This is a genomic window from Bradyrhizobium sp. CCBAU 25338 (genome assembly GCF_028128965.1).
Lineage (GTDB): Bacteria > Pseudomonadota > Alphaproteobacteria > Rhizobiales > Xanthobacteraceae > Bradyrhizobium > Bradyrhizobium liaoningense.
This window is the reverse complement of the sequence record NZ_LFKY01000036.1, coordinates 222686-248886: the sequence shown is the minus strand read 5'-3', so window position 1 is coordinate 248886 and position 26201 is coordinate 222686. Positions and strand designations below refer to the sequence as shown.

At 64.2% G+C, this 26201-nt stretch carries 25 protein-coding genes; 14 read left to right on the top strand and 11 right to left on the bottom strand.

Going from position 1 to position 26201, the window contains the following annotated elements; genetic code table 11:
* Positions 1–32 precede the first annotated feature (32 nt).
* The 7 genes from ACM42_RS17820 (at position 33) to ACM42_RS17790 (ending at position 10713) form a co-directional block, all read left to right on the top strand.
* Positions 33–1121, top strand: a complete 1089-nt coding sequence (locus ACM42_RS17820; protein WP_271529276.1) for a TRAP transporter substrate-binding protein — start codon at positions 33–35, stop codon at positions 1119–1121.
* Positions 1122–1458: 337 nt separating this feature from the next.
* Entirely contained in the window at positions 1459–1809 is a 351-nt protein-coding gene (locus ACM42_RS17815; protein ID WP_271529170.1) for a YunG family protein, read from the top strand.
* A gap of 403 nt (positions 1810–2212) precedes the next feature.
* On the top strand, positions 2213–3439 hold the full coding sequence (locus tag ACM42_RS17810) for a CHAT domain-containing protein (RefSeq protein ID WP_271529169.1): 1227 nt from the start codon (positions 2213–2215) through the stop codon (positions 3437–3439).
* Between the two features lie 13 nt (positions 3440–3452).
* The gene (locus ACM42_RS17805) at positions 3453–5072 is read left to right on the top strand and encodes a hypothetical protein (RefSeq protein WP_271529168.1); all 1620 of its coding nucleotides are present in this window, start codon (positions 3453–3455) and stop codon (positions 5070–5072) included.
* A gap of 86 nt (positions 5073–5158) precedes the next feature.
* Positions 5159–8500 (top strand): DUF7379 domain-containing protein, encoded by a 3342-nt coding sequence (locus tag ACM42_RS17800; RefSeq protein WP_271529167.1) that lies wholly within the window; start codon positions 5159–5161, stop codon positions 8498–8500.
* 187 nt (positions 8501–8687) lie between these two features.
* The gene (locus tag ACM42_RS17795) at positions 8688–9362 is read left to right on the top strand and encodes a response regulator (protein WP_271529166.1); all 675 of its coding nucleotides are present in this window, start codon (positions 8688–8690) and stop codon (positions 9360–9362) included.
* 1 nt (position 9363) lies between these two features.
* Positions 9364–10713, top strand: a complete 1350-nt coding sequence (locus tag ACM42_RS17790; RefSeq protein WP_271529165.1) for a sensor histidine kinase — start codon at positions 9364–9366, stop codon at positions 10711–10713.
* 42 nt (positions 10714–10755) lie between these two features.
* On the opposite strand, the gene ACM42_RS17785 is transcribed toward ACM42_RS17790, so the two are convergent.
* The 5 genes from ACM42_RS17785 to ACM42_RS17765 form a co-directional block, all read right to left on the bottom strand.
* On the bottom strand, positions 10756–12411 hold the full coding sequence (locus tag ACM42_RS17785; protein WP_271529164.1) for a TRAP transporter large permease: 1656 nt from the start codon (positions 12409–12411) through the stop codon (positions 10756–10758).
* Between the two features lie 26 nt (positions 12412–12437).
* Positions 12438–13019 (bottom strand): TRAP transporter small permease subunit, encoded by a 582-nt coding sequence (locus tag ACM42_RS17780; RefSeq protein WP_271529163.1) that lies wholly within the window; start codon positions 13017–13019, stop codon positions 12438–12440.
* A gap of 170 nt (positions 13020–13189) precedes the next feature.
* Positions 13190–14224, bottom strand: coding sequence for a GTP 3',8-cyclase MoaA (moaA, locus tag ACM42_RS17775; protein WP_271529162.1), 1035 nt, complete (start codon positions 14222–14224; stop codon positions 13190–13192).
* 109 nt (positions 14225–14333) lie between these two features.
* Positions 14334–14804: a hypothetical protein gene (locus ACM42_RS17770; RefSeq protein WP_271529161.1), complete on the bottom strand. Its 471-nt coding sequence runs from the start codon at positions 14802–14804 to the stop codon at positions 14334–14336.
* A 138-nt stretch (positions 14805–14942) separates the two neighbouring features.
* A complete protein-coding gene (locus ACM42_RS17765; protein WP_271529160.1) occupies positions 14943–15650 on the bottom strand; it encodes an HAD family hydrolase in 708 nt (235 codons plus the stop codon).
* 155 nt (positions 15651–15805) lie between these two features.
* On the opposite strand from ACM42_RS17765, the gene rpiA reads away from it, so the two are divergent.
* Genes rpiA through gor form a run of 3 tightly spaced genes read left to right on the top strand, consistent with a single transcriptional unit; the run spans position 15806 to position 18502 of the window.
* Positions 15806–16525: a ribose-5-phosphate isomerase RpiA gene (rpiA, locus tag ACM42_RS17760; RefSeq protein ID WP_271529159.1), complete on the top strand. Its 720-nt coding sequence runs from the start codon at positions 15806–15808 to the stop codon at positions 16523–16525.
* Positions 16522–17067 (top strand): DUF2059 domain-containing protein, encoded by a 546-nt coding sequence (locus ACM42_RS17755; RefSeq protein WP_271529158.1) that lies wholly within the window; start codon positions 16522–16524, stop codon positions 17065–17067. The genes rpiA and ACM42_RS17755 overlap by 4 nt, the downstream gene beginning before the upstream one ends.
* A 46-nt stretch (positions 17068–17113) precedes the next feature.
* The gene (gor, locus tag ACM42_RS17750) at positions 17114–18502 is read left to right on the top strand and encodes a glutathione-disulfide reductase (protein WP_028181512.1); all 1389 of its coding nucleotides are present in this window, start codon (positions 17114–17116) and stop codon (positions 18500–18502) included.
* A 9-nt stretch (positions 18503–18511) separates the two neighbouring features.
* Here gor and ACM42_RS17745 read toward each other — a convergent pair whose 3' ends face one another.
* Complete coding sequence (locus tag ACM42_RS17745) at positions 18512–19651, bottom strand: hypothetical protein (RefSeq protein ID WP_271529157.1); 1140 nt, start codon at positions 19649–19651, stop codon at positions 18512–18514.
* A 352-nt stretch (positions 19652–20003) separates the two neighbouring features.
* Entirely contained in the window at positions 20004–20501 is a 498-nt protein-coding gene (locus ACM42_RS17740; RefSeq protein ID WP_271529156.1) for a hypothetical protein, read from the bottom strand.
* Between the two features lie 176 nt (positions 20502–20677).
* Here ACM42_RS17740 and ACM42_RS17735 point away from each other — a divergent pair, with 176 nt between their 5' ends.
* The 4 genes from ACM42_RS17735 to ACM42_RS17720 are packed head-to-tail and all read left to right on the top strand — an operon-like array spanning position 20678 to position 22768.
* Positions 20678–21151 carry a TerB family tellurite resistance protein gene (locus tag ACM42_RS17735; protein WP_271529155.1) on the top strand — a complete coding sequence of 158 codons (474 nt, stop codon included), beginning with the start codon at positions 20678–20680 and terminating at the stop codon, positions 21149–21151.
* A 2-nt stretch (positions 21152–21153) separates the two neighbouring features.
* Positions 21154–21516: a hypothetical protein gene (locus ACM42_RS17730; protein WP_028181516.1), complete on the top strand. Its 363-nt coding sequence runs from the start codon at positions 21154–21156 to the stop codon at positions 21514–21516.
* A complete protein-coding gene (locus ACM42_RS17725; RefSeq protein WP_028181517.1) occupies positions 21513–22151 on the top strand; it encodes a TerC family protein in 639 nt (212 codons plus the stop codon). The genes ACM42_RS17730 and ACM42_RS17725 overlap by 4 nt, the downstream gene beginning before the upstream one ends.
* 32 nt (positions 22152–22183) lie before the next feature.
* Complete coding sequence (locus tag ACM42_RS17720; protein WP_271529153.1) at positions 22184–22768, top strand: TIGR00645 family protein; 585 nt, start codon at positions 22184–22186, stop codon at positions 22766–22768.
* A gap of 232 nt (positions 22769–23000) precedes the next feature.
* On the opposite strand, the gene ACM42_RS17715 is transcribed toward ACM42_RS17720, so the two are convergent.
* From ACM42_RS17715 to ACM42_RS17700, 4 genes are read right to left on the bottom strand one after another with little or no spacing between them, the layout of a single operon-like run.
* The gene (locus ACM42_RS17715) at positions 23001–24278 is read right to left on the bottom strand and encodes an MFS transporter (RefSeq protein ID WP_271529152.1); all 1278 of its coding nucleotides are present in this window, start codon (positions 24276–24278) and stop codon (positions 23001–23003) included.
* 41 nt (positions 24279–24319) lie between these two features.
* Entirely contained in the window at positions 24320–24763 is a 444-nt protein-coding gene (locus ACM42_RS17710; protein ID WP_028179953.1) for a cupin domain-containing protein, read from the bottom strand.
* A gap of 21 nt (positions 24764–24784) precedes the next feature.
* Positions 24785–25585, bottom strand: coding sequence for an alpha/beta fold hydrolase (locus tag ACM42_RS17705; RefSeq protein WP_271529151.1), 801 nt, complete (start codon positions 25583–25585; stop codon positions 24785–24787).
* Between the two features lie 54 nt (positions 25586–25639).
* Positions 25640–26188 carry an NAD(P)H-dependent oxidoreductase gene (locus tag ACM42_RS17700; RefSeq protein ID WP_271529150.1) on the bottom strand — a complete coding sequence of 183 codons (549 nt, stop codon included), beginning with the start codon at positions 26186–26188 and terminating at the stop codon, positions 25640–25642.
* Positions 26189–26201: the final 13 nt, after the last annotated feature.

Genomic DNA, 26201 nt, shown 5'->3' with positions numbered 1-26201 from the left:
CCCACAATCACGATCCATCAGGGCAGGAAATCATGAAGAGAAGAGACTTCATCAAGGTCACAGGACTTGGTGCGGCCGGCGCCGCCACGCTCGCGGCTCCCGCGATCGCGCAGTCGATGCCGGAAATCAAATGGCGCATGCCGACGAGCTGGCCGAAATCGCTCGACACGCTGTTTGGCGGCGCCGAGATGATGTGCAAGATGGTCGCGGAGGCGACCGACAACAAATTCCAGATCCAGATCTTCGCGGCCGGCGAGATCGTGCCGGGCCTCCAGGTGCTCGACGCCGTGCAGAACGGCACCTGCGAAATCGGCCACACGGCCTCCTACTATTATTTCGGCAAGGACCCGACCTTCACCTTCGGCTCGGCCGTGCCGTTCGGTCCCAACATGCGCATCAACCAGGCCTGGTACATGCTCGGCGGCGGCCGCGACGTGCTCAACGAGTTCTACAAGAGCTACAACGTCGTCTCGCTGCTCGCGGGCAACACCGGCTGCCAGATGGGTGGCTGGTTCAGGAAAGAGGTCAACACGCCCGAGGATCTCAAGGGCATGAAGTTCCGCATCGGCGGCTTCACCGGCCGCGTGCTCCAGAAGCTCGGCGTGGTGCCGCAGCAGCTCGCCGGCGGCGATATCTATCCAGCGCTGGAGAAAGGCACCATCGACGCCGCCGAATGGGTCGGCCCCTATGACGACGAGAAGCTCGGCTTCTACAAGATCGCGCCGCACTACTATTATCCCGGCTGGTGGGAAGGCGGACCGATGCTGATGGCCTTCGTCAACCTCGACAAGTGGAACGCGCTGCCGAAATATTACCAGAGCGTGCTGGAGCAGGCCGGCCACTACGCCAACAACTACATGATGGCACGCTATGACAACGCCAATCCGCTGGCGCTGAAGAAGCTGCTCGCGGGCGGCACCAAGCTGCATGCCTTCTCGCCCTCGATCATGGATGCCTGCTACAAGGCCGCCAAGGAGCTGCACGCCGAAGTCGCTGCGACCAACCCCAACTTCAAGAAGGTGCACGACTCGCTCTCCAAGTTCACGAGCGACGGCTACGCCTGGTTCCAGGTCGCCGAGGTCGGCTACGACATCTTCATGGCGCGGCGCTCGCAGAGCTGATCGCGCTATCCGTCGCAGGCAGCGCCCCGGAGCGAAGGCTCCGGGGCGTTGCTGTTTGGAGGGGCTAGAATCAAAAACATGGAAAACAACCCCATGCACAGTAGCCAACGGCCTGATAGGTCGCGAAAAAAATCGGCGGTCCAAGCGGCCTTTGCGAAGGCGGCGCCAATGCTGCGGTGTGCGGGAGAAGTCGACTCCGGAACCAGTCGATCGATGGATCGTTTCGGCCGGCAGCTCCTCGACCAGGAGCAGTTTGACCTGTCGGGCAAAACAGGAGTAGAAAGCAATCATCGAATAATCCGAAATCGAGTTCGTCGGTGCCGGCCTGGAGACGACGATGAGCTTCGATCCCGACGATGTTCAAAGAACGCTGCACAAGGCATGGTCGTTGGCGACGGCCGGTCAATGGACGGCGAACAATCCCGCGGCCGGGCAGTGCAACGTCACTGCGCTGCTCATTCACGAACTTTTCGGCGGCGACCTGCTGAAGACGCCTCTGTCGGCCGGCGACCACTTCTACAACCGGATCGAAGGCCGGAGATATGACTTCACGGCGAGCCAGTTCGATCAGCCGATCGCTTACATGGATTTACCTGCAAGTCGGACCGATGCAGAGCTGGGAGCAACAAGCGACCAACTGGCTGAACTGCGAGTCGCATTCCGGAAGCATCATACGAAGTCAGGCTAGCGCCGAAACGGGCATCGACCGCATCGCAGGCGCCGCTTCACAGTGATCACCAAAGCGAGAGGTGTGAAGCGGTTCACAGTCACGTCGAGAGAAATTCGCTAGAAATTCCGGGAGGCTAGCGAGCTTTCCTTGATTGCGCCGACCGATGCCGTGCGGTGCGCCGCTGCGACCAGGGCCGCGCAGGCCAAGAAGCAAGTCCGCCCGAACCCCGGGTGTGCGTCCTGGGCGGGCAGAACGCCAGCTGCCAAGATTACGGGTTGCGGCCTGCACCGCTTCTCAGGTGCGGAGCGCGGGAATGCCGCGGCACGACGCCCTCCATATTCCGCGTGGGCCTTGCTGGCCGCCAGGGACTTTCTTGCAAGGCGCCTTTTTGCGCTGACAGTGCGCGGCTGAGGATTGCGTCGTGGCGAAGGTCGTTTTCAATCTGACCATCGAAGATTGTGGCGAAGACCATTGCCGCATCGTTGCGGAATACAATTCGTCGAGCCGCGAGATCGAGGTCGAGAAGCTCAAGCCGAGTTTTCGACAGAACCTGAGACCGCTGCAGGAAGCGATTCTGCAGAGTCCTGCCGCGCGCAGCGCCGAGGCCGCGCTACGCCCGCGAAACCCGGATGCGGCCGCGGCAAATGGCGGCAATGAAACAAGACCCGCCATCCGTGATGCCGCCGGAGCTCTGACTTCGGGATCGGACGAGCGAATTGTCCAGGAAATCGGTTCGCAACTCTTCGACTTCATCTTTCAGCGAAAGATCCTCGAACTCTATCAGGAATGTTTCCAGGCGGCGCGAAGAGACGACGAGCCGTTCCTGATCCGCTTGCGAGTCAGCGATCCCGCGCTCGCCTACGTGCCCTGGGAAACGATGTATGACAAGAAGAACCGCATCTATGTGACGACCTCCCAGAGCACACCGTTCACGCGTGCTGTCGACAACTATGGCGAAGAACGCCGGATGAGCGCGGCAAGGCCGATACGGGTGCTTGGCATGGCGGCGAGGGTCAAGGTTTTGAACGGATTCCCGCTGGATGAGATCGAGGTCGACGCCGAGCAGGTCGCGATCAAGAGGGCACTGAACGAACTGAACGACGGCAAGAGACTGAAGCTGTCCTGGATTCCTTCGGCAAAGGCGCGCGATCTCAACCGTCGTTTCCTGAGGGGAGATGATGGCAAACGGTGGGATCTGTTTCACTTCATCGGTCACGGCGGACACGATCCGGATCGGCAGATGGGCTTCATCGTGGTGCAGGAAGAGGGCGGATCGAGTGGGATTCGGCTGTACGCCGACACGTTGAAAGTGTTCCTTACCCAGCCCGGCCAGACGCCGAGCCTCGTCGTTCTGAACTCCTGCAGCGGGGCGCAATCCGACGGTCCCCTGTTCTCGAGCACCGCTGCCGAGCTCATTCAGGGCGGTGTCCCTGCGGTGATCGCCATGCAGTTCGAGATCAGCGACAACATGGGGCTCGCGTTCGCCGATACGTTCTACACCTATCTCGCCGACAACGTATCGATTCAGGCCGCTCTGGCGCATACGAGGGCCGAATTGAAGGCGCGCCACTTCGCCGAATGGATTTCTCCGGTTCTCTACATGCGCGGCCTCGACGGTGAAATTTTCGTGGACCGGGCTGGACCTTAGCGGATGTTCATCAATGTACGGCCTTGACCCGTCCGTCGTTGCTCTCGGCCTCGGTGCGATCGCGATCTGCATCGTCAGCGCGATCGACTTTCACGCTCCTTTCGAAACCGTGGAGATCCGCTTTGCCGTGATGCGCGATCGCTACTATTTCGCGGTCCTCGCCTACGTCACGATCGCCGTGGTCTTCTATGTGTTCATGGTCAGCCAAATCCGCTGGCTGACCAATCATCTCTATCCCGGACTCGGCGCCGGCCTGCTCGTTGCCGTACCGGCGACGATCGCATTCATGGTGCTGGCGCCGCACCTGCCGATCCTATCTCGGGTGATCGGACTTCTGAGAACCATGATGCAGACGCTGGCGCGCTACCCGCAGGCCGTGGAGACCGTCATCGTGGCCATCGCGCGTTCGCCCATCCGGGTGACGGAGCGGGCAAAGCCGGAGTTGCAGCGCGAGCTCGAAGGATATGGCGTTCCCGCGAGGCTGATCGAGAAGGCGCTCAATCAGGATGACGAAGTGCTTGCCGTCGGCGCGACGGCCATGATCATGCAGGTTGCTTCGCTTCACACCAGTTTCCTCGAACTGCGCGGCAACCCGCGCTTCGAGAGGTTCTTCCGCGCGCGGAAAGCCGCGTTTGACGAGCTGGAGAGGCAGTATCGGCGAATGCTGCGACGGTCGGCGCGGGCCCTCCTGCTGACGGAAGACATCATGGTGTCGGATGTCGACGAGCGGGAGCTGGTGCTCGAGATCTCCGATTTCATCGCGGAAGAGTGTGAGGATTTGCGGGTCGCATACCAGCGTCGTCTGGCCGAGGCGACCTTGTCGGTCGTCGACAGACGCGATTCCCGGACGGAGCTGATATCCAGCTTCGGGTATCAGACCGTTCTGCCCCAGCCATTGCCGTTTGCACCCCTGGTGACGATCTTCGTCCTCGACTTCGCGGTCTCTGTGGCGCCGCTGTTCTTCCTCGATCTGCCGAAGAAGTTTGCGGTTGGTTCGCTGGCCGGAGGCCTCTCGTCCCTCGCACACGCGGTCGCGCTGACGATCTCGATCTTCTTTGCAATCTATCCGAAGGCCTCGACGAATTTCGCGCGCCCCTCGCTGTACGCGTTGCCCTGGAGCTCTTACGTGGTCTTCGGGGCGTGCTCGTATCTGGCGGGCAACTTCATACTATGGTTGACTTACAGCACGATTCCGATCGCTGAAGGCTGGCTGGCGAAGAATCATCCGTTTGCGGCGAGCTCGCTGTTCTCCCTGATCTTCCTGGTCAACACGCTGGTCCTGAGCATTCTTCTCGACGTGCGGCTGAGGGCGGACCGGCTGGATTATCACGAGGCGAGACTGAAGGACGGCGCGGCCCATGCGGTGGTCATGGCGTCGCTGATGTTCAGCCTTCTCGTCAGCTTCGTATTGGTGACCAGGGCCTTTGGTCTGGAAATGCCGACCATCCCGTTGTCGTGGTACGCCGGCATCGTCGCGTCCTTCGGAGTTCTCGGCTTCGTGGTCGGATACCTCGTGCCCTCGACGGCGGAAGCCTACATCGAATCCAACAAGCTGATCCGGAAGTCGTCGGCGCTCGATGGCAATCTGCTCGGTTGGGCCGCGCCTGCGTCGCAGTCGACTGTCAAGCCTTGACCTCGCGCTGTCGGAGGGGCGCGCGACGTGCGCCCCGCGGCATTTGAAGGACGTAACGAAGAACGCATCTGCACAGGGGGAAGGACATGGCTACAATTGAGATAGCAAACGGGATCGTGGTTCAAAGTCCCGACGATGTCGAGGTCAGGGTGGTTCAGGATGGCGCTGCCCGCCGGGGATTGCGCCGCGCCTCCACGAGCCAGATGAGGGGCACCGATCAACTCAAGAGGGCGCTGTCGGCGTCCGACTTCACGATCGCGGCCGAAGTTGAAATGGCGCCGACGCGCCCCGGTACGCGCGCCCTGCGACGGGACGCGCAGACGCCGACGCAGATCGAGGTCGAGGTCGGCCCGTCCGAACGGGCGATGGTGCTGATCGAAGGGGCAGGTGGCGTCTATGCCTGGAGCTACCCGCAGCAGGTTGCCCGTCCATCGCGGCAACGCGGCGGTAGACAGGTTCTGGTGTTCCCGCTGACGGCCGAAACGAGCGGCACCCGTGGAATCTCCACGGCACGCGGCAAGCGTGGCCCGGTTCTCGACTGGGTCTCGGACAAGCTGATCGATCCGGTCCGCGCCTATGTGTTGAAGTTCGTCGCCAGAACGGCCGTCGATGCGGCGACCGACTATATCGAAGGAGACCGGGAGGAGGGGATCGTGATGATGACCGGGCTCGATCCGGCAGCATGGACCCCGTCGCGATCAGAGCGGCCGCGCTTGCCGCAAGATCGTCCGCTCAAGATCCTGCTCATGGTGCACGGCACGTTCTCGTCGACCGCGGGTGGCTTCGCGCAGCTTGCCGGTTCCGAGAGCGGGCAGGCATTTCTTTCGAGAGCCAACCAGCACTACGACGCCGTGCTCGGCTTCGACCACAAGACACTGACCGCAACGCCCGGCCAGAATGCAGGCGCTCTTGTTGCGGCGCTGCAGGCGCTGGGAATCCCGGAAAAGTCGTCGATCGACGCGGTCGTCCACAGCCGCGGGGGACTTGTCTATCGCGTGGTGGAAAATCGGCTTGCGGACCAACGACCGGACATCCGGCTCGGCAAGGCCATCTTTGTCGGCTGCACGAACGCCGGGACGCATCTTGCGGAGCCCGAGAACTGGGCGGCGATGATCGATCTCTACACCAACGGGATCATGGCCGGCGTCCGTGCGGTTTCATACCTGGCGGGCGGGGCGGCGTTAAGCCCCATCGTATCGCAGGGGATCAAGACTGTCGGTCGCTTCGTCCAGGCGTTTTCGGAAGTCGCCATCGACGAGCAGAGGGTGCCCGGACTTGCGGCGATGCGGCCCACGAGCGACCTCGTCAGGGAGTTGAACGGGGCGGCCGGCCCTCTCGACAAGCTCGCGACCTATTATGCGATCACTTCGAACTTCGTCGCGCAGGTCGAACCCAGCAAGGGAGTGACGAGGGAGTTCGCCGAGTTCATTGCCGATCGCGTGACAAATCGCCTGTTCCGGCTCGACAACGATCTGGTGGTGGATACCTCGTCGATGACCTCGTTCGGGACCCGCGGCTCGCGTCTCGCCAGCGACGCGACCTTTGCCTTCGGCAATACGGACGACGTCTTTCACACCACTTACTTTGCGACGGATGTCGTTCCGTTGAAATTGAGTGAATGGCTGGGGGTTGGCGCAGCTCGCCTCGGCGAGCAATTTGACCTGGCGCGGGCAGGATCGCGCCGAGCGACGCGGAGAGCGGCGTCCCGCGGTGAACACTCGCTGGGAGCCGTTCTGCCTTCTCCCCATCTGGAGAGCCTCGAAGCCGACTCGATGTCGGACACAACGACGCTGCGACGAATGCCAACGCGTGCGGCTCCTGCGGCTGCATCGCCCGTGCCGAGCCAGGCGTCTGTCGCAGCCGAGATGGCGCCCTTGGCACCTTCACCTGATCCAAGAACCGCCGCCTGCTATTTTGCGGCAGAGATCGAGTCTCATCCGCCGCCCAGGAAGCCGGTCCCGCTGTTTGTCACGGTTTCGCGCGAGAGGATCCAGGCTGCGGAAACACAAACGTCCAGCGCCTCGGATACCCCGGTCAACATCGATGCGTCCCGCGCCATCGTCGTTGAAGTCATCGCGCGCAGAAACTGCCGGGTCCTCGGCGAATCCAGCGCAGAGATCGACACGCCGCGGGAACGACGGGCGGAGGCGCTGCGGTTCGTCGTGGAAGGTACCGCAGAGGGCGCAGCGGACATCCTCGTCGAAGCGCGGCAGGGTCCGCGCATTCTGGCGTCCTTCACCCTGGCTCCCGTATTCGTCGATGCAGACAGCAAGACCTTGCGCCGGAGCCAGGTCGGGCTGGCCATGGCGGCACGCCCGAACGAGCCGGCGGTGCTGAGGATCTACGAGATCGTGGAGAGCGGCAAGGTGACGCTGCGCTTCGACCTTGCCTGCGTCGATCCCAACATCGCAGTTTCGGAATCGCGCACCCTTCCTGGGGGGTTCTCTCGCGACGTCTACGTTGCGGAGATCTTCAAGGGCATCGAGACTTCCTGGCTCGCGACCAACCGGTTGTATGACCAGTTCCTGGCGCGCCTCCAGGCAAACGGAATTGTCATGGCGAACGAGTTGTTGCCAGACAAGGTCCGCGAGGCGTTGTGGACCCATCGCGAGGCGATCCGCGCGATCCAGGTCATCTCGGAGGAGCCGTTCATTCCCTGGGAGCTGCTTTACATCAATGATCGGAAGTCCGGACAGGCCGGCAAGGGATTCCTCGCCGAATGGGGGCTGGTCCGCTGGCTGCACAGCACGCCATGGCCCGGTCCGAACCTTGCGATGCGCAGCGATCGCGTCAACTACGTGATCCCGGCCTATCTCGATCCCGCCTTGCAGCTCGAAGGCGCCGGTGCCGAACGCGAGATGCTGGCCAAGCTGTTCGGCAATCCCCGCGAGGTCCCGGCCGACAGCATCTCGGTGACGGGCTTCCTCCAGCACAATGCAAGGGAGTGCGACGTTCTGCACTTTGCCTGCCACGGCGAAGCGGCGCAGCGGGCGGTCATGACGGCCGACCTGTTGATGACGGGGTCCACGGTGGACGGCAGCTTTGCGCAGGATTCGCTATCGGCGGATCAGGTCAAGGCTTTTGCCCGCTTCGCCGAAAGCGGACCGAGACCAACCATTTTCATCAATGCCTGCCAGACCGGGCGCCCGGGACGCGGTATCGGCGGAGGTGTCGCCGGTTTTGTCGATGCATTCCTGCGGCCGTATTCCGAACTCGGTGCGGGCGCGCTGGTCGGAGCGCTCTGGTCGGTGGACGACAAGCTCGCCTACAGTTTTGCCGAGGCGTTCTATCGCTCGCTCAAGGACGGAAACGTGCTGGTGGAAGCCGTCCGAACGGCTCGCGAGGCAGCCAAAAGCCGGAAGGAACTGACCTGGCTGGCCTATTCCGTGTACGGCAATCCGTTTGCGCGCGTCGAAGTCGGTGCTTAGATCGAACCGGCGCAGGATGCCGGCCCGCCGTTCCAGGCCTCGTGAGTGCGAGGCCGATCGGCTTACACGAGCCTGACATCGGGGCGATCGGCTCACCGCGCATTTTTTCGCTGGCCCAGCCGTCCGGAATGCTGGAAAAGAGCGGCGAAGATTTCGGCGCGAGCCGTGCGGTGACACCGGAACATCGATGCGCCTTCTGATCGTCGAGGACAATGCCGAGCTGTCGCGGCTCGTTGCTGGCGGGCTGGCCGCGGCCGGCTATGAGAGCGACATCGTGGGCAGCGCGGCCGAGGCGCGCGAGGCGGTGAGCAGCGTCAACTATGCCGCGATGATCCTCGACCTCGGCCTGCCCGACGACGACGGCCTGTCGGTGCTGCGCGAGCTTCGCCGGCAGATGGAGCCGCTGCCGGTCCTGGTGCTGACAGCCCGCGGCGGCCTGCAGGACCGCGTGACCGGCCTGCGCAGCGGCGCCGACGACTATCTCGCAAAGCCGTTTGCGATGGAGGAGCTGGTGGCGCGGCTGGAGGCCATCCTGCGCCGGCCCGGCCAGCTGCTCGGCCGCTCGCTCAGCCTCGCCAACCTCGTCTACGACACCGAGAGCCGCCAGATCTTCATCGACGACCAGCCGCGGATCATCTCCGCGCGCGAGAGCTCGGTGCTCGAGATCCTGCTGCGCCGGCAGGGGCGGGTGGTGCCGAAGAAGAACGTCGAGGACCACATCTTCGGGCTCGAAGGCGAAGTCGCCTCCAACGCGGTAGAAGTCTACGTCTCGCGGCTGCGCAAGCAGCTGGCCGAACACGGCGCCAGGGTGGTGATCCACACCATCCGGGGCGTCGGCTATCTCATGACCGCGGAGAAATAGCGTGCCCGCCGGGGGCCATGCCAGATCGCTCACGTTCAAATCGCTGATCTCGCGCATCGTGTTCCTGCACATCGTCGCGGTCGCGGTGGTCGCGATCTTCCTGCCGCTGGTGCTGTTCTGGCTGCTCAATTCCGAGATCGACCAGCTGCATCGAGATGCCATGCGCGCGCAGGCCGAGGTGCTGGCGGAGCGTATCGTCGCGCAGCCGGACGGCACGTTGAGCTTCAACCTGCCCGACAGCCTGAAGGGCCTCTATTCGGACGCTTACGGCCGCTACCAGTTCGACATTCGCGATGCTGACGGCCGGCTGCTGTTCTCCTCGCACCGGCGCTCGGCCGCTGCGACCGCATCGCGCTTCTCCCAGACGATCTCCGGCGCAGGCGTCACCCGCGACATTGCCGGCAAGACGGTCCGTGTCCAGGTTGCCGAGGACCTCGCGCATCGCGACGTCATCATCGACGACATCGTCTCGAACTTCTTCCGGCGGGTGGGGTGGATCACCATCCCGATCCTCCTGGTCCTGCTTGCCACCGACATCATCATCTTCCGCCGCGCGATTGCGCCGCTGTGGAGGGCCTCGGAGGAGGCCAGCAATATCGGTCCGGCGCGCACCGATATCCGCCTGCCGACGGCGCAGATCCCGCGCGAGATCATGCCGCTGGTCACGGCCGTGAACCAGGCGCTCGATCGCCTCGAGGGCGGCTTTCGCGTGCAGCGGCAGTTCACGGCGGACGCCGCGCATCAGCTGCGCACACCGCTCACGATCCTGCGCACCCGGATCGAGACGCTCGACGACCGCGTCGCACGGCAGGCGCTGCTTGCCGACATCGAGGCCATGAGCCGCCTCGTCGCCCAGCTGCTGGAGATCGCCGAGCTCGACACATTGGTGCTCGATCCCGGGGAGACCGCGGATTTGCGCGCGGTCTGCGCCGAGGTGGTCGGTTCGATCGCCCCGTTCGCGATCGCGCAGCACAAGGACATCGCCCTGAAGGGGACCGACGCGCCGGTCAGTGTCCACGGCAATTCGGAGATGCTTCAGCGCGCGGTCTTCAACCTCGCTGAAAACGCCATCAAGTTCACCGCAAAGGGCACCTGCGTCGAGGTCGACGTGCGCGACGACGGTTCGGTGCGCGTGCGCGATTGCGGCCCGGGCATCGCGGAGGCCGAGCGCGAACTGATCTTCCAGCGCTTCTGGCGCGCCGACCGCCGGCGCAGCGACGGCGCAGGCCTGGGGCTCTCGATCGTGCGCGCGGTGGCGGACGATCACGCGGCCACGGTTGCGGTGGCAAACCTCCCCGGTGGCGGCGCGGAGTTCACGCTGCGATTTCGGCCGGCGGAGAAGGTGGCGTGATCACCCTCCGGGGGAGGGGAAGAGGCGGCCCGCCTTCCTTTGCTACTTCTGCGGCGGTCCCAAATCCAGCGGCGGCAGGTCGATCTGCGGCACCTCGATCTTGATCGTGCTGGGGTCGATGTTCGACTGGACGCCCTTGTAGTGCATCACCATCGCGGGGAATGCGATCACCAGACCGACCATTATGATCTGGATGACGACGAAGGGGACCGCGCCCCAGTAGATCTGGCCCGTGGTGACGGGATCCATCCGCTTGCCGGTGAGGCGATCGGTGTATCGCTCCTTCGGCGCGACCGACCGGAGATAGAACAGCGCGAAACCGAACGGCGGATGCATGAACGAGGTCTGCATGTTGACGCCGAGGATGACGCCGAACCAGATCAGGTCGATGCCGAGGTGCTCGGCGGCAGGTCCGAGCAGCGGGATCACGATGAAGGCCAGCTCGAAGAAGTCGAGGAAGAAGGCCAGCACGAAAACAAGCGCGTTGACGAAGATCAGGAAGCCGACCTGGCCGCCGGGCAGGGAGGTGAGCAGGTGCTCCACCCAGACGTGCCCGTTGACGCCGTAGAAGGTGAGCGAGAACACGCGGGCGCCGACCAGGATGAACACGACGAAAGCCGACAGCTTGGCGGTCGATTCCGTGGCCTGCCGGATCAGGTCCCAGCTCAGCCGCCGCTTCGCGGCACCGAGGATGAGGGCGCCGGCGGCACCCATCGCGCCGCCCTCGGTCGGAGTCGCGATACCGATGAAGATCGTGCCCAGCACCAGGAAGATCAGGAACAGCGGCGGCACCATGACGAAGGTCGTCTGCTGCGCCATCTTGGACAGGAAACGGAAACCGGTCAGCTTGTCGATGACCCAGTTCACCACGGCGACGGCGAACGCGAAGACGATACCGTAGAACATGCTGAGCACGACGTAATCGGCGCCATGCGTCTCGGAATTGCGCATCATGAACCATCCGAACACGCAGCTCGCGAGGAACAGCATGCCGAGCGAGACCAGGCCGCGGCCGCCGTCTTCCTCGCGGAAGCCGATGGCCTCCTTCGGCAGGCCCGGCGCGGCCTTCGGGAAGATCATGCTGACCAGGAAGGCGTAGAGGGCGTAGAGGCCGGCAAGTACGAGGCCCGGAATGAAGGCGCCTTCGTACATGTCGCCGACCGACTTGCCGAGCTGGTCGGCCATCACGATCAGGACGAGCGAGGGCGGAATGATCTGCGCGAGCGTGCCGGATGCGGCGATGACGCCGCTCGCCACGCGGCGGTCGTAGCCGTAGCGCAGCATGATCGGCAGCGAGATCAGACCCATCGAGATCACGGACGCCGCGACCACGCCCGTCGTCGCCGCGAGCAGCGCGCCGACGAAGATCACCGCATAGGCAAGGCCGCCGCGGATGGTACCGAACAATTGGCCGATGGTGTCGAGCAGGTCCTCGGCCATCCCCGACCGCTCCAGCACCAGTCCCATGAAGGTGAAGAAGGGAATGGCCAGCAGCGTGTCGTTGTTCATCACGCCATAGACCCGCTCCGGAAGCGCCTGGAGGAAGTCGGGGTGGAATTGGCCGAGCTCGACGCCGATCACGGCAAAGAACAGCCCGACGGCGCCGAGCGAGAATGCCGCGGGATAGCCGAGCAGCAGCACGACGACCAGCGACGCGAACATGATGGGCGCCATATTGGCGATGATGAATGCGGTCATGATTCCCCCTACACCGTCGCCAACGGCTACTTCTTCTCGATCGCTTCGACGAGATGCTCGACTTCCGCCTCGAGCGCCGACACCTGGGATTCATGCGGATCGGGGATCAGCCCGCGCATGACCGCAATTCGCTTGATCAGCTCGGAGATGGCTTGGACGAGCAGGAAAGCGAACCCGATCATGATCAGGGCTTTGGCGGGCCATTGCGGCAGACCGCCGGCATTGCCGGATTGCTCGTTGATGTGGAAGGAGCGCTGGAAGAACGGCACTCCGGTGATGATCATCACGATGCACAGCGGAATGAGGAAGAACAGGTGACCGACCACGTCAATCCAGTTGCGGACGGTCTTGGGCAGCGCGTTGTTCACGATATCGATGCGGATGTGCTCGTTGTCGAGCAGCGTCCAGGGCGAGCAGAGCAGGAAGACGACGCTGAACAGCACCCACTGCAGCTCGAGCCATGAATTCGAGGACGTATCGAAAGTCTTGCGGATGATTGCATTGACCGCCGAGATGATGACGGCGAGCACGATCAACCACGCGAGGCGTTTGCCCGTCCAGCGTGTGAACGCGTCGATCCCTTGGCTCAGCTTAAGGAGCGCTTGCAACGATAGGTCCTCCCCCGATTTCACCCCAGCCGTCTTGATTACGCCGACGCGGCGCGCGGCTTGTCTCGCCGCAACGGCTTGAGGCAGCAGGCACCAAACCAGCGGGCGTGCCGGCAGTCAATTGGAAGTTTGTTGGTAGTTAAGGGGAAAAAGGCCGTAGTTCGACGGTGTCAGCCGCCAGTGACGCTCATGTGCCTGGACACGCTGGGGCGGTCGTGGCGGCGGTCGATGATGAAATCGTGCCCCTTGGGCTTCAGCCCGATGGCGCGATCAATCGCATCCGCAAGCAGCAGGTCATCGCTCGATGCACGCAGAGGTTTGCGCAGATCGGAGGCGTCCTCGTGGCCGAGGCAGGTGTGCAACGTTCCCGTGCAGGTGATGCGCACCCGGTTGCAGGATTCGCAGAAATTATGGGTCATCGGCGTGATGAAGCCGAGCTTGCCGCCGGTCTCGGCGACGCTGACATAGCGGGCCGGACCGCCGGTGCTCTCGGGCAGATCCGTCAGCGTGAATTGCTGGGCGAGGCGGGCGCGCACCAGCGACAGGGGCAGATACTGGTCGATCCGTCCCGATCCGATCTCGCCCATCGGCATGACCTCGATCAGCGTCAGCCCCATGCCCTTGCCGTGGGCCCAGCGCATCAGTTCGGGCAGCTCGTCCTCGTTGAGGTTCTTCAGGGCGACGGCGTTGATCTTCACCGCAAGGCCTGCGTCGCGCGCGGCCTCGATACCCTCGAGCACCTTGTCGATCTCGCCCCAGCGGGTGATCTCGCGAAACTTCCTGGGATCGAGCGTGTCGAGGGAGACGTTGATGCGGCGGACGCCGCAATCGGCGAGCTCGCGCGCGTGTTTTGCAAGCTGGGTGCCGTTGGTGGTCAGCGTCAGCTCGTTCAATGCGCCGGTCGAAAGATGCCGCGACAGCGAGCGCACCAGCGTCATCACGTTGCGGCGGACCAGGGGCTCGCCGCCGGTGAGCCGCAGCTTCTTCACGCCCTTGGCGATGAAGGCCGTGCAGAGCCGGTCAAGTTCCTCCAGCGTCAGGAGGTCGGCCTTGGGCAGGAACGTCATGTCTTCCGACATGCAGTAGAAGCAGCGCAGATCGCAGCGGTCGGTGACCGAGACACGCAGATAGCTGATGGTCCGCCCGAACGGATCGGTCATCGCGCCCGACAGCGCGGCACGGGGGCTCGCAGAAAGTCCGTTCATACCAAATGCCTTGTCACTTACGGCGACGGGCGCACCTTTGCTTCAGCGGTGCTCTGGAAGCAATCTAAGCATCGGACGCGGCTAGGACAATCGGGTGGTATGGGGCAGATCAGCGCTTGCCCGCATTCGGATCGGGGAACGGCGAGGCCGCTGCGGGTGCAGCATCGGCCGGCGCTGCGGCGGGCGCGGCTGGTTTGGGCTTCTTCGGCCGGTGCGGCTTGCGGACCGGTTTCGGCGGCACCGCCGGCTGGAGTTCCGCAAACACCGGATTCGGATCGGTGGTGACGGAGGCGGGGGTGGTGAAATCGCCGGGATTCCTGACCACATTCACCGGCACGCTCGCCGGCTGGTACTTGGGCAGGGCGAAAGCGACCGTGAAGGGCGCATCGGGCGCGGGAACCGAGACCGAGCAGGGGGTCTTGCAGCCCTGACCAAGTGAGGTCGTGGCGTCAGCACCGGGGGGATTGGATTCGAGCCTGACCTGGACGGTCGGCGGCGCCGATTTGAACATGTCCCAAGACATCGAGGAGCAGCCACCCAGGCTCGCTCCCGCTAACGCAATCGCGATGACACGATGCATGAACCATCCACTTCTATTGCGACGAACCGCCACATCCCCGGCGCGACCTTAGGAGTGTCGTTCAGGGCAGGCAATTGGCGCGCGGCGCATAGATAATAGATGGTTAACGCAGGGCGGCGCGAGAATAATCTAGTTATATCAGTCGGTTACGGCGGGTGAAGCCGTCATCAGGCTGATGGCGGCCGCCGGCAGGTCGCGCATGTGATGGATCAGCCGGTCCGGCTTCAACTCGGCGATCGGCACGTCGGTGTAGCCGAAGCTGACCCCGATCACGGGCACTCCAGCCCGCCGGGCGACCCCGACGTCGGTGCCGGCATCGCCGACCATGATGCTTGCCTTCACGTCTCCGCCGGCCCGGGCCACGGTCTCGCGGAGAATGGTCGGATCGGGCTTCTGGACACCAAAAGTGTCCGCCCCGCAGATCGCCGCGAAACGGCGGCTGAGGTCGAGCTGGTCGAGCAGCCGCTTCGACAGCCATTCCAGCTTGTTGGTGCAGACCGCGAGGCGATGGCCTCGCGCCGCGAACTGGTCGAGTGCGGCCTCGAGCCCCTCAAAGGGGCGGGATTCGACCGCGATATGGTCGGCGTAATAGGCAATGAAATCCGCGGTCATCCGGTCCATGTCTTTGGGGGTGACGGTGCGGCCCTCGGCCTCCAGCCCCCGCTCGATCAGCTTGCGGGCACCGGCGCCGATCATGTTGCGGGCGGAGGCCATCGGCACGGGCGGCAGGCCTTCGCGGTCGAGCACGTAGTTCAGCGCGGTGATCAGGTCGGGCGCCGTATCCACAAGCGTGCCGTCGAGATCGAAGACGATGGTGTGAGGGCAAGTCCCTTTGAAGGAGGTCATGGTCCCAGCGCTACCGGCCCGGTCGCATCCGCGCAAGGGGCGGGCCCATAAGATCACCTTATAGGCCTGTTCCCGCGAGGAAAACGAGGCTACATAGGCCGCCGAAAGCGGCCGCGATCGGCGGCTCATCCTCCGAATCCAGGGCGGGCGCACACGTGAACATGGACCAGTTGAAGCGGCAGGCTGCTGCCCGCGCCCTCGAGGAGGTGCGCGATGGCATGCAGCTCGGGCTCGGCACCGGCTCGACGGCCAAACATTTCGTCGAGCTGCTCGGCGAGCGCGTCGCCGCCGGTCTCAAGGTGGTCGGCGTGCCGACCTCCGAAGCCACGCGCGCTGATGCGGAACGTTGCGGCGTGCCGCTGACGACGTTGGATGAGATCGACCATCTCGACATCACCGTCGACGGCGCCGACGAGATCGATCCCGAGCTCAATCTGATGAAGGGCGGCGGCGGTGCGCTGCTGCGCGAGAAGATCGTGGCCGCCGCCTCGGATCGCATGATCGTGATTGCGGACGACACCAAATGGGTGCCGACGCTCGGCAAGTTTCCGCTGCCGGTCGAGGTTGTCCCGTTCGGGCTCGGAGCGACGCGCCGTGCGATCGAAAAGGCATTTGCCGAATGCGGCGTTTCCGGGCAAATGGCGGTCCGCAAGGACAAGGGCGGCCACGTTTTCGTCACCGATGGCGGCCACTGGATCGTCGATGCCCAGCTCGGACGTATTGTGAATCCCCCCGGTCTCGCCAAGGCGTTGAGCGCCATCCCCGGGGTGGTCGAGCATGGTTTGTTCATCGGCTTGGCCAGCTCGGCCGTTCTGGCGGGCGGCGAAGGAATTCGCGTGATTGAACGGCGCAAGCCGAAAGGAGACCAGGAATGAAGAACGTGTTGAAATTCTTGCCGGCCGTAACCCTCGCCGTGGGATTGGCGCTTTCGGCCGCCCCGGCGGTGGCGCAGCAGCCGGCCCAGCCCAAGGCTGCCGCCGCGCCGGCCCAGCCGAAGGCATCGCCGGCCGCGATCGCAGCGGCCAGGGAGATCCTGCAGATCAAGAACGCCACCGCGATGTATGCCGGTGCCGTGCCCGGCGTCGTCGAGAAGACCAAGATCGCGCTGATCCAGCAGAATCTCAACTACCAGAAGGAGCTCAACGAGGTCGCCCCGATCGTGGCTCAGCAGCTCAACGGCCGCCAGAACGAGATCGGCGAAGGCATGGCCCAGATCTATGCCAGCGAGTTCACCGAGCAGGAGCTGAAGGATCTCGTCACCTTCTACAAGTCGCCGCTCGGCAAGAAGCTGATCGAGGCCGAGCCGCGCGCCATCGGGCTGAGCATGGCCTTCATGAACTCCTGGGCCCAGAACTTCTCCGAGACCGTGATGGGCGCCTTCCGTGCCGAGATGCGCAAGCGTGGCAAGGAGATCTGATCGATCCTATTTGATCAGAGATTGTTGAAAGAGGTCGGAGTGGACCATGGCTGAATTCGACGTCGACCTCTTCGTCATCGGTGGTGGTTCGGGCGGCGTGCGTGCCGCCCGCATCGCGGCCGGGCACGGCGCCCGCGTGATGATCGCGGAAGAGTACCGCATGGGCGGCACCTGCGTGATCCGCGGCTGCGTGCCGAAGAAGCTGTTCGTGATCGGCTCGCATTTTCGTCAGGACATCGAGGACGCCGCGGGTTTCGGCTGGACCGTTCCGCCGGCCAGCTTCGACTGGCCGACGCTGATCGCCAACAAGGACAAGGAGATCGCGCGGCTGGAGGCGGCCTATACGACGAACGTCGAGAAGTCGGGCGCGCAGATCGTCAAGAGCCGCGCGGTGATCGAGGACAAGCACACCGTCCGCCTGCTCGAGAACGACAGGAAGATCACCGCGAAATACATCCTGATCGCTACCGGCGGCGCGCCCAACCATGGCGCCGCGATTCCCGGCATCGAGCACGTGATCTCCTCCAACGAGGCGTTTCACCTGAAGGAGCTGCCGAAGCGGATCGTGATCCAGGGCGGCGGCTACATCGCGCTGGAATTCGCCGGCATCTTCGCCGGCTTTGGCTCCGACGTCACCGTGATCTATCGCGGCGACAACATCCTTCGCGGCTTTGACGAGGATGTCCGGACCCATGTCCGCAGCGAGATGGAGAAGCAGGGCATCACCATTCTCACCGGCTGCACGGTGACCAAGGTCGACCGCCACGGCGAGAGCTTCACCACCCATCTGTCGAACGGATCGAGCATCGGCTCCGACCAGGTGATGTTCGCCATCGGCCGGCATCCCAACATCGCCAATCTCGGGCTGGAGAAGGCCGGCGTCGCCATCAACCCGAACAATGGCGGCATCGCCGTCGACCATTTCTCCCGGAGCTCGGTCGACAGTATCTATGCGATCGGCGATGTCACCCACCGCTTCAACCTGACGCCGGTCGCGATCCGCGAGGGCCATGCCTTTGCCGACACCGTGTTCGGCAAGCGCGAGGTCAGGGTCGATCACGCCAACATCCCGACCGCCGTGTTCTCGCAGCCGGAGGTCGGCACGGTTGGCCTGACGGAAACCGAGGCGCGCGCGCAATTCAGCCACGTCGACATCTACAAGACGACGTTCCGCCCCATCAAGGCGACGATGTCGGGCCGCGACACCCGCGTGCTGATGAAGCTCGTCGTCGATGGCGCGACTGATCGCGTGCTCGGCTGCCACATCGTCGGCGATGCCGCCGCCGAGATCACGCAAGCCGTCGCAATCGCGGTGAAGATGAAGGCGACCAAGGCGGATTTCGACGCGACCATCGCGCTGCATCCGACCGCGGCCGAAGAGCTCGTCACGATGCGCACGCCGACCGCGCGCCACGTGCGTCAGGCGGCGGAGTAAGCTCGGCGCTCAGCCGTAGAGATACCCGACCGGCTTGCCTTCGGTGCGCAGGGGACGGACGTCCTTGTGGGTGATGATCTGACCGGCGAGGCCGTCGATCTCGTCACGCTGCGTCGGCGTCCAGCTGCGCAGCTCGTTCATGCCCTTGAGCAGGCCGAGCCGCAGGACCTGGGTGTTTTCGCCGACACCCGTGAGCCTGATGGAATCCCCGTCCGCCGTCACCACGTCGCCTGCGGAAAGCTCAAAGCTCTCGCCGGCCTTTCTCTCGAACTCGGCCGTGCCGCGAATGACACGATAGATCACGACCTCGCCCTTGGCGAAACAGCTCGCGTCGGCGGCGATCGACGTGCTCTTCGGCAGCAGCGACTGACCGCGCGGGTCGGTTGCGATGATGTGGCCAGTGACGAGATGGCCGCTCGGAATCTCGATGCCGATATCGCGCACGTGGACCGGCATGGCCGATTTGACCGAACCATCGGTGAGCGGCTTGAACAGCGCATCCAGAGCCAGGGGATCCTGAAGCCAGAAGCCGGCATCGGCCGGCCGGTTGTGCAGAGGATGGCTCCACGCCACGCGCGGCGTCTCGGCCTCGTTGATCTGGTCCGGACCGACGATGGTCGGGTTCGGAAAAGTCGTCGGATCGGTGATGAAGGCTTCGAGGAATTTGCCCGAATACCCCATCGAGATCGGATCGGGCACCACGGTCTGCGGCGTCTTGAGGTTCTCTTCGGTCGACAGTCCCGACCAGGTGTAGAAGAGCTGGCGGTGGACGATCGCGCTTTGCAGCATCACCGCGCCGGGGCCGACATTGTAGAAGCGCCCGTCATAGTCGAAGGTGAACGCGCCCGAGGTGACCAGCACGAGCTGAAAGCCGCCCGGCGGAAGATGAAGATGGAAATCGGTGGGGCCGGTGTCGGGCCGGTAGATCGGCAGATTGGTCGCGACCTCATGCAGCAGGAAGGTCTCGTTGTTGGCGTGAAAGCCTTCGTTGGCGCGGTTGTAGAGGGCCTGCGGCCGGTACGTCGCCTCGAACTTCGCATCCCGGTCGCGATCGATCGCCACGAAGTCCTGGTCGTTGAGACGCAGCCGCGCGCCGTTCGGATGGGTGAGACCGGTGAATTTGAGATCTCCGGCAGCATGCACGTTCATGGCATTCTCCGATCTGGGGCCGTCCATCCCGGAGCTGGGGCGCACGCAACTTTCCGCTCTCTATCGTGGGCGGGCAGGGAATTGGGCCAGATGCTGTCTTGCGAATTTTGGGCCAGTCGGCGCGCAGTGCGCGCGCAGGCTCGCCGTCCGCAGGCGGCGCGTAAGAAATGCGAGCTTGCACCGAAGGTTAGACAACGGGTTCGCCAACCTGCCTGACCTTTCCGCGCAGGTCCGTAAGTTCGGTGGAGCGACCTATGTTGTCTAATTTGTCGGCAGGTCTCCTGCAGGGGCATGCAGCCGTGCAAGCTCGCGGCGACAGGCAAATGCCCGGCGGCTCAGTGTCTCAAGCCGTTCATTCGAACGACTGACGGACGCTTCGCTCGGGCTTGCCGAACGGGCTATCCGCCCACTTCGCCATGTCCAGCGCGCGGGCGTCGAGGCCTTCACACCAGAGGCAGCTCGGTTCCACGCGGCCTTTGGCCGTCAGCATCGGGACGAGCGCATGGCCGCAGCCGGTGCAGGATGTGGTGCGATTCATGCGGTTCTCCGCGCTCATCGGATTCAAGGGCGACATATTCGCTGCCGAAGCTTGCGCGAGCGCTATGGCGGCGCAGACGCTCGTTCCCGAGATGTAGATGTAGCGATCAATCGTGACACGGTTGCGATGTCGTCGCCGCTTGCGCGATAGGCGGAGCGTATCGCCTTCCGGATCCCGGCTCTGCGCCACAACGCGAAGGGCGTTGCAGCGCGCCCCGGACGCGGTTTCATCGCTATGGAACCGATGCGGCGGCTGGTCGCAGTCATGTTGCCTTGATTCCGACAGAGCCGCCTTTATGTCTGAGCAGAACAAGAATCCGGGCCCCTCTGGCGAGGACGCCGACCATGTCGGCAAACCTCGTGATGTCGGATGACCTGTCCCGCGCGAATGCGATGGATCGGCCGATCGTCGGGCCTTTGTTCGTTCTCTCCGACTATCCGTCCCCATCGCAGCTCCGTGCGGCCATTTCGCAAGTTAAGGGAGCTACGATGTCTGACGCCAGAACTTCAAATCCGATGGAAATCGAGATCACGGAGCCGTCGAGCCTGAACGAGCAGGCGGCGGTCGCGTTGGTGATCGTGGGCGCGCTGGTTGCGGTTGCCGACCGGCGCGTCTCGCCCGTCGAGCGCGACGAGGTGATCCGTTTCATCAGGGACCGCAAGCTGGCGCCGCACATTTCAGACGAACGGCTCTATGCGATGTTCGATGACCTCGCCGAACGGCTCGAGGAGCCGGATTTTGCCAACGTCGTGATCGACACGCTGCGGCCGGTTTCGAATCTGCCGCTCTCGTCCCATTTGATGGAGCTGTCGGAGCGCGTTGCTGCCGCAGATGAGGACGTCCATCCCCACGAAGTCCAGGCGATCAAGTTGTTGCGCTTGCTGACGCTGGTGCTGCCGCGCGCGAAACCGGTCGTGCCCAGTGCAGCGGACGCCACGCTCCAGGCCGCCCTGAAGGAGTAAGCATGAGCACAGTTTCGGACGAGCGCACCACCGAAGCCGTGGGCACCACCGGCGAGATCGCCGGTGGAGATCCGCGCCTGGCCAAGCTCGTCGACCGCCTGCCGGGGCGCATGGGCGACACCTTCACCTATCTGCTCAAGCCGTCCAGCCGCTGGGTCAGGATCCCCTCGGGCACGCTGCTGGTCGCCGGCGGCGTGCTCTCCTTCCTGCCGCTGCTCGGCGTCTGGATGCTGCCGCTCGGCCTTGCGCTGCTCGCCGAGGACGTACCGGCGCTGCGCTCCTCCCGTTCGAAGGTCTTCGACTGGATCGAGCGCCGCAAGCCGCATTGGCTCGATCCGTCGACATCGAAAAATGATCAAACATGACTGAATTCATCACCGCCGAGGCGCTGACCGCGCTGTTTCAAGTCGTCCTGATCGATCTCGTGCTCGCCGGCGACAACGCCGTCGTCATCGGCCTCGCCGCGGCGGGCCTGCCGGCCCAGCAGCGCCGCCGCGCCATCATCGTCGGCATCGCCGCCGCCACCGTGCTGCGCATCGCCTTCGCCGGCGTTGCGACCCAGCTCCTGCAGGTCATCGGACTGCTGCTCGCCGGCGGCGTGCTGCTGCTCTGGGTCTGCTGGAAGATGTGGCGCGAGTTGCGCGAGCAGGCCACGCATTCGGAGCAGCTCGCGTTCAGCAATGGCGGCGGCGCGGATGCCGCGCCGGCACAGCGAAAGACTTTCGGCCAGGCGGCGGTGCAGATCGTCGCCGCCGACGTCTCGATGTCGCTCGACAATGTGCTCGCGGTCGCGGGTGCCGCGCGCGAGCATCCCTACATCCTCGCCTTCGGCCTGTTGCTGTCCGTCGCGATGATGGGGGTCGCCGCCGATCTGCTCGGCCGCGTGCTCCAGAAGCAGCGCTGGATCGCCTATGTCGGCCTCGCCATCATCATTTACGTCGCCTTCGAGATGATTTATCGGGGCTCGCTCGAGCTCGCGCCTGTCATCGCGAGTCTCTGAGGCGCATTCCTGTCTGCAATCCGGAGCGATCCATGACGTCTGAACCCAAGGCACCTTCGGCGCCGGCCGCGCCAAGGCCGCCGGTCGGCCTGCTACCGAAGCTGATCTTCGGCTCGCGCTGGCTGCAATTGCCGCTCTATGTCGGCCTCATCGTCGCGCAGGCGGTCTATGTGCTGTTGTTCCTGAAGGAGCTCTGGCACCTGGTCCTGCACTCGTTCGACGCCAGCGAGCAGCAGATCATGCTGGTCGTGCTCGGGCTGATCGACGTCGTCATGATCTCGAACCTTCTGATCATGGTGATCGTGGGCGGATACGAGACTTTCGTTTCCCGGCTGAACCTCAGCGGCCATCCCGACGAGCCGGAATGGCTCGGTCACGTCAATGCCAGCGTGCTCAAGATCAAGCTCGCGATGGCGATCATCGGCATCTCCTCGATCTCGCTGCTCAGGACCTTCATCGAGGCCGGTAATCTCGGCACCAACCGCAGCAATTTCACCGAGAGCGGCGTGATGTGGCAGGTCCTGATCCACATGACCTTCATCATCTCGGCGATCGGCATCGCCTGGGTCGACCGTCTCAGCGAGAGCGGCCATCGCAAGGAGGCCGGCCACGCCTGAGCCTTGCGAATGGGGCCGCGCCTTGAGGCGGCGGCCCCGCCACCGTATCGGCGGAGCCTCGCCGAACGTCGTCTTGTAGCTCCTCGCGAGGGATCACAAGCCGCCGATGAGCGGGTGATGTCTGCTTTGAACGACCATCCAGCCCTCTGACGGGAGGTGGCCGGCGGCCGTTCATGGTTTCTGTCCGCAGAGCTCGCGGGATGCCGTCGCCTCCGCTCTGTGGAGAGCGTATTCATTCCGCTGGACTGCCGACGACCGCACCCTGCCTGACGTCTTCGCGGGCGAGGATCAGCAGAAGGCCGACGATGATCAACTCGACCACCGCGAAGGCGACGAAAGCCCCGGTGAACGCGCCGGAAGAGGCGTTGACGATGGCTCCCATCATCCAGGGCGCCACGAAAGCCGACAAGATGCCGAACACCTCCGCATAGCCGATCGCCGCCGGTGCGAGCGCGTCGGAGTATTTTTCGCTGAGCAGCGCGAAGATCGCGCCGCCGCCGAGCAGCGCGACGCCGCTGAGGGCTGCGAACAGCACCAGCACACCGAACGGCATCGGCGTAACGACGCTCCAGAGGAACATCAGTGCGGTCAGGAAGGCGAGCCCCGCGGTGAGCTTGATCATGAACGGCTTGCCGAGCCGGTCGGACATGTAGCCGCCGATCACCAGGAACAGGACCTGCGAGAGCCCCATCACGGTGCCGATCACGGCGCCGGCTTCCGGCGGCATGTGCTGCACGGCGATAAAGGCGGGCACCACCCAGGTCGCCGTGCCGGCGATTGCGAAGGTACAAGCCACGATGCCGAAGCCACCGACTGCGATCCATTTCGAGCGGAAGATTTCGCCAAGCGGCAGGTGCTTCTGAGGCGTCTCATTCCCCCGGGTGAAGTCGGCGATGCCGATCTCGCTCGGGCTGTTGCGAACGACGAGCGCGTTAATCGCAGCGACGATCAGGGTGCCGAACGCCAGTACTGCGAAGAAGGTCCGCCATCCGGTCGCAATGGTCAGGGGAATGCCGAGTGCGAAATCCAGGGTGATGGCGAGGCTGTAGGCCGCAAGGATGATTCCGACCACCGACCCGCGCCGGCTCTGCGGAAACCAGCCGAAGATCAGCTTCATGTTGCCGATGAAAATGCCGGCATCGAAGAAGCCGATCAGGAGCCGCAGCAGCACAAGCTGGGTGTAGGTCTGGACGAACACCTGGAGCATCATCCCGAGACCGGTGCCGGCAAGTCCGATCAGCAGCATGTTGCGCGCCGTCATCGAGCGGCTCACCGGTGACCACACCATCATGCCGATGCCATAGGTCAATGCGAAGATGCCCTGCGCCAGACCGGCCTCGGCGGGATTGAGTTTCAGGCTCTCGGAGACGAAAGGCAGCACGGCCGCGAAGGCGTACCAGTCGGCCGCGAGGAATATCTCGCAGAAGATGGCGAGTGCCAGCATGCACTTTTGCCAGACGGCAATCCGTCGGCGCTCGCTCTCGGAAATGGTGGTCCAGTTGATCGTCATGATCGATCCTCGCGGTTTGAGCTTTCGGCGGGAGACGAGCATCAGGCCGGGGGCGGCAGGAAATTGACCTCGTGCTCGGCGGCACGCCGAACGACTTCCTGCGGATCGGGCAGGTTGTGGATGCGCTCGAACAGCTCCTTGAGCGATCGCGTCGGCGCAACCCAGAACAGGCTGGTCGCGGTTTCGCCGGACTTGTTGAAGATGCCGTGGGGAATGCCTTTGGGCATGCGCACGAGGTCCCCGGCGGTCGCCACCAGGTCCTTCCCGTCAAGCCAGAGATCGTAACGGCCGCTCAGTACGTAGACGAATTCGTCCTGGGTCGGATGAACGTGCGGCGGCACGAAGGTGCCGTCGGGAAACACGGCGTGCCAAGCCATCGACGCCTCGGAGTGCTGCTTCAGCGTGTACGTCTGGCCCAGAATGCTCCAGACGATGTTGCCAAAGCCGTCTTTGGCGGGGGTTACGCCCGGAGGCATCTCGATCATGGTGGTGTCCTTCTGTCTGAGCTACTCGGCTAGAAAATCGGTGACGTGATGCGCGGCGGAGGGCGTTTCCTCGAACACCAGATGTCCCGTGTCCGGCACCAGCGTCACGCGCGCGTGGGGCAGCCCGGCCTTCCAGGCCCCGGCCTGCGCCGTTGGGCGCAGGCGATCCGCGGCGCCCCACAAGACCAGCGTCGGCATCGTGATCCGGTGCAGCCAGTGCGCGAGCTTTGGATTGCCCTGCGGATCGCTGCGGATCAGCTTGGCGAAGCCCGTCACCTCGCGCCCGAGGCGGGCGTCGAACGCAGGATCTGGCGCCGTGGGAAAGTAACGCAGCGCGTTTGACGGATCGTGCGCGAGATAGGCCGGCAAATCCTGTGGCGCGATATCGAACAGGCCGGGGGCCGGTGCGCTCGCAACCACGAGGCCGGCGGGCGCGACCAGCACCAGCTTGCGGACGCGATGCGGCTGGCGGATGGCGAATTCGGCGGCGAGCCACCCGCCGAGCGAAAATCCGGCAAGATCGAACGTCGCGAGTCCCAGCTCGTCGAGCAAGTCCGTGGTCTGGAGGACATGATCCTCGATCGTATCGATCCAGACCGCATCGCCGGAGTCGCCGAAACCGGCCTGATAGGGAATGATGACGGTGTGCCGCTTCGCCCAGTCGCGCGCCATCTCAAAGCCGGTAAACGTTCCGGTACCGTGCAAGAACACCAGCGGGGGGCCGCTTCCGATGGTGTGAACGACGGTGCGCACGCCGTTGATGTCGTATTCCGCGCGAGCAAAGCCGGTGAGGTCGGGCGAGGGTTTGACGGTCTCAAGCATGATGGATGTCTCCGGTTGAAGGCAGCCTGTCTGGGCACCGCAGCGGAAGAGGGGTCATGCGGCCTTGGCTCGGCGGTCGCCGACAAGCGCTGCGAATTGTTCCACGGCGTTGGCAAGGCGAGCGGCAATCATCGGCGCCAAGGGGGCGCCCGGCGCCAGTTCGTCGCTGCTCGCATAGATCGCGGTCGACACCGTGCAGGCCTCGAAGAACCCGAACAACGGACGGAGCTGATGCTCGACCACCAGCGAGTGGCGCAGCCCGCCGCCGACCGCTGTCAGCAGCACCGGGCGATTGCGCAGCACGCCGGGCTTGATCAGGTCAAAGACATGCTTGAACAGGCCGGGATACGAGCCCTGGAACACCGGGCAACCGATCACCAGGCCATCGGCATGCTCGATCGCCTCGACGAGGTCGCGCGCGCGCTCGTCGAGCCCGTTGCGAGTAAACGCAGCGATGCCTTGGCCGGCATCGACGAGGTCGAGGATGTCGGTCTTGAGCGCGTGTTGTGCCAGGAGATCGGCCGCAACGGCTTCAACAAGCACGCGCGACTTTGCCGGGCGCCAGCTGCTGCCGCAGAAGCCAACGATGCGGGATCTGTTCACGCCGACCTCCTGC